Annotated in this window: 5 protein-coding genes; all 5 read left to right on the top strand. The window is 32.6% G+C overall.

All coding sequences use genetic code 11. The annotated features are described in order from the left end of the window. The coding region (locus P364_RS38425) for a hypothetical protein (protein WP_236642460.1) at positions 1-587 on the top strand (587 nt) is incomplete at its 5' end. Positions 588-849: 262 nt separating this feature from the next. Then, the gene (locus P364_RS0134295; protein WP_152532796.1) at positions 850-1560 is read left to right on the top strand and encodes a hypothetical protein; all 711 of its coding nucleotides are present in this window, start codon (positions 850-852) and stop codon (positions 1558-1560) included. A 262-nt stretch (positions 1561-1822) separates the two neighbouring features. Then, a complete protein-coding gene (locus P364_RS0134290) occupies positions 1823-2173 on the top strand; it encodes a restriction endonuclease (RefSeq protein ID WP_152532795.1) in 351 nt (116 codons plus the stop codon). A gap of 40 nt (positions 2174-2213) precedes the next feature. Beyond that, a complete protein-coding gene (locus P364_RS0134285; protein WP_024634463.1) occupies positions 2214-2861 on the top strand; it encodes a hypothetical protein in 648 nt (215 codons plus the stop codon). A 142-nt stretch (positions 2862-3003) separates the two neighbouring features. Next, a partial coding sequence (locus tag P364_RS35890; RefSeq protein WP_036695262.1) for a PIN domain-containing protein occupies positions 3004-3435 on the top strand: 432 nt, incomplete at its 3' end.

Here is a 3435-nt window from a genome sequence, read left to right as displayed (position 1 = left end):
CTATTAGTTCCTTTATATCTAAAATGATTCTAATGATTATAGTTTCATATTTGGGAAAGACTTTTTTTCCTGATGTATCTAAATTTATGTTTTCAATTTATTTTTGGTTAGTTTATGCGATTCTTATTATTGGTATATGCTACAAGGACTATAAAGAGCTCAAGGATTTCTCTAAGCACTTAGACATGATATATGAAACTAAGAAGGAAAAATTGTCTTATGCTAATTTAGAGAAATATGCCGTTTGGTCAGGAACTTTTGCTGAAATAAGTAAAACAAAATTAGACATGTTGAAGACGTTTTCTCCAATTCCAATAATAATATTTATCTTGGGGGTTTATACGAATAATAATTCTAGTATTAATAATAAGATCAATATTTTTTCTGCAGAATTATTACTTGGTGACTTGTTGATGTATTTAGGAGTTGGTATTCCGATATTCTACTTTTACTTTATTTATTCATCGTTTTCTACATATAAAAAACACATGAGAAGAACCATGGATTATAAAGCTGAGGCAATTGTTACAAAGGAAGAAATTAAGGTGTCTAGTAAGTTTTTCAGTGAAGACAAGGACTCCGTATAACACAGTATTCAAGCTTCAGGGCATTCGTACCTTGGTCCGAACGATGATAAGAAGCGAGAAGCGGATTCAGCCGGACAACCCTGCATTGGCTAAGTATGTCGACCCGTTCGCTATCGCTCACTTAAGCCAATGAGGGTTCGTGAGTAAAAGAGACGTTAGATGAAGCCACATAAAATCAAAATCATACAACTAAATTAAAGCTAATGAGCATGAACGAATATTTGTATAGAATGTATGAGAGTAAGTCAATATGGAGGAGAAAATGACTAAAGAAAATGAATCTGACGGATTTTTAAGAACAACGCTAAATATTTTTGAGAAAGGCTACTATAGACTTGTGTGGAAAGGATTAATCATCTGGCCTCTAGTTCTATGCATCGGCTCAGTTCCAATAATATTTTTTAGTAATCTGATGTTTGGGCTTTGTATTACTTTGTTAATATTTTTTAGTACATATTTTATTCGAGTAAAAGCAAGGAGTTACTGGAAGTTGGCTTTTAAGTTAATGTTAATACCCTTTATAAGCTCTGTAGTGTTATATTTTTTAATAGATACGCTTCTTAAATTTGTTGGAGAAACATACAGGACACTAGATCTACCCTTTTTGCCTTTTTTCATGATCGGGATTCCTCTTATCAGCATACTCTTTTATTTGTTTTGCACACGCCAAGATGCATTAAAAAGAAAACAATTTAAAGAAATATTTCCCGTAGCAGTCGACCTAAATACGTTCTTTTATCTCGTATGGGCAACAGGTCTAATTTCTTTGTCTCCTTATTTCTTTCAGGAAAAGTTTTTAAATGGAATATTCATTAAGGAGCTAGGGACTGTCTTGAGCAGTAACAAAGAGGCTGTATTAAACTTTATTAGGGCTACTGTATTGCCTTTTCTAGTATCTAATGCTTTGTTAAAATACTTGATTCAAAGAGATAAGTTTATTGAAGATCAGAAGAAAGATAGCAAAGAAGGGTAGGAAGAGAAAAACGAAAATGAATTGACTAATAACTATATTCTATAAATGAAAATCAATTACCTAATGAACCCTAGTTAGATTCAGGAGATCAAAATATCTCCGACTCCTAATTGTCTATTTTTTTTTGACTGGTGTACTATCAAAAGGGATACAAGAGATTTGTGAGTAGCGTAGAAAGTATGGCATTCATCTAACTAATATTAACACTACGGGCATACCCCCTGGGTTAAGCATTCGTGGGACACCCAGCATACGCCGGGTCGTGAATACAGAAACGTTAGATAAAATTGATTTATTGGAGGGACATATGTTATTCAAGGCAGAAGACATACAATTTGAAAGAATCTCACCAAGAGAATTTGAAGAATTATGCTTTGATATATTACTTCGAATGGGTTATCAAAGTTTAATATGGCGTCAAGGTGGCGCTGACCAAGGAAGGGATATAGAAGGTAAATTTATAGTTAACAATCAGTTAGTAGGAACAATAGAAGAAAAATGGTTTTTTGAATGCAAGCATTATACAAACGGAGTTCCAGTAGAACAAATTTCAACAAAAATTGCATGGGCAGATGCAGAAAAACCTAATCACATTGTACTGTTTACAAGTTAGTTCGTATTTATCTAACTCTTCTCGTCAATGGCTAGAAAAAATGCAAGAAGGCAGGCAGTACAGGATACATATTATTGAAGGTAAACTTGTTAAGCATCTTATAGTAAATACTTTTCCAGATTTAATAGATAAGTATTTTGTTGATAAATATGAAAAGTTATTACTCGAATCTATGAGGAACTGGCTGATTCATGACATATTACCCAATCCACCAGTTATTTCTATGTTTGAGAAGGAACTTAATTTTAGAAAACTGGAAACTAGCGAAATTTCATTTTTATGGTGTACTGGAAAGTATAATACAGATGAAATAAATGATTGGTGTCTCCAAGAAGAAAATGAACCCTTCTCCTTAGATTTTTTATTTGATTATCTGTGTTATGAATCAAATTGTGAGGAGCCACTTATAAGATTAGAAAGCAATATAAAAGTTATTAACTGTTCTTATGGTTCTGGGTATCGGGACTTAGTTTTTAGCAAGTGTCTAAGTGCAAAAATTCTTTTTGAAGAATCTCATTCATTATATACTTTTGCTTGTGACGGTGAGGGAAAGGGGATTGAAGTATTAATCAGTGCAAATGGCGACTTTACTACTAAAATAAGATACGTGGGGAAAAATGCAACTATAGAAATGAAAAATGCGATGAACTTACTCTACAATGAGATAGCTTACATTAATGAAAGTTAAAGCGATAACATCATTTAACATAATAATTCATGCATCGGACATCCGTCCTTGGTCCGGTAGTCGCCGGACACCTAGAATTCGCAAGGTCGTGAATACAGGAATGTTATCTGAGATCCATTAGTAACAAGAAGGAGTTGAAATTATGGGAAGATTCACGGTGTTTTTAGATACAAATTCGATAATCGCAAATTCTTATAAAATTGATTCTTCACCAATAATCAATCACTTTTCTAAAAGTGAACTAATAGAATTTGTTCTATCCCAAGTTGTTATTGATGAAGTTATTAAAAATCATCAAAAAGAACAAAATAGAGTTCTAGCGGATCTTGAAAAATTACGACGGGAAGGCTCTAGATATGGAGTGAAAATTTTACGGCATATTGGTCAAACAAATGTCGCCGAAGAACTTAACAAAACACTAATTCAATTAAAAGTAAATGTAATCGACATTCACCAAGCAGAATTAAACTTAATCTATCAAAAAGCTTTTGAGTTAAGAAAGCCCTTCAAGAATAAAAATGAAAAAGAATCTGGAGGAATAAAAGATGCAATTATTTGGAGTTCTTTTTTAAGT

Origin of the sequence: Paenibacillus sp. MAEPY2, assembly GCF_000499205.1 — a bacterium.
GTDB classification, from domain to species: Bacteria; Bacillota; Bacilli; order Paenibacillales; family Paenibacillaceae; genus Paenibacillus; species Paenibacillus vandeheii.
Note: the sequence above shows the minus strand (reverse complement) of the source record. Positions and strands in the feature narration are given on the sequence as shown.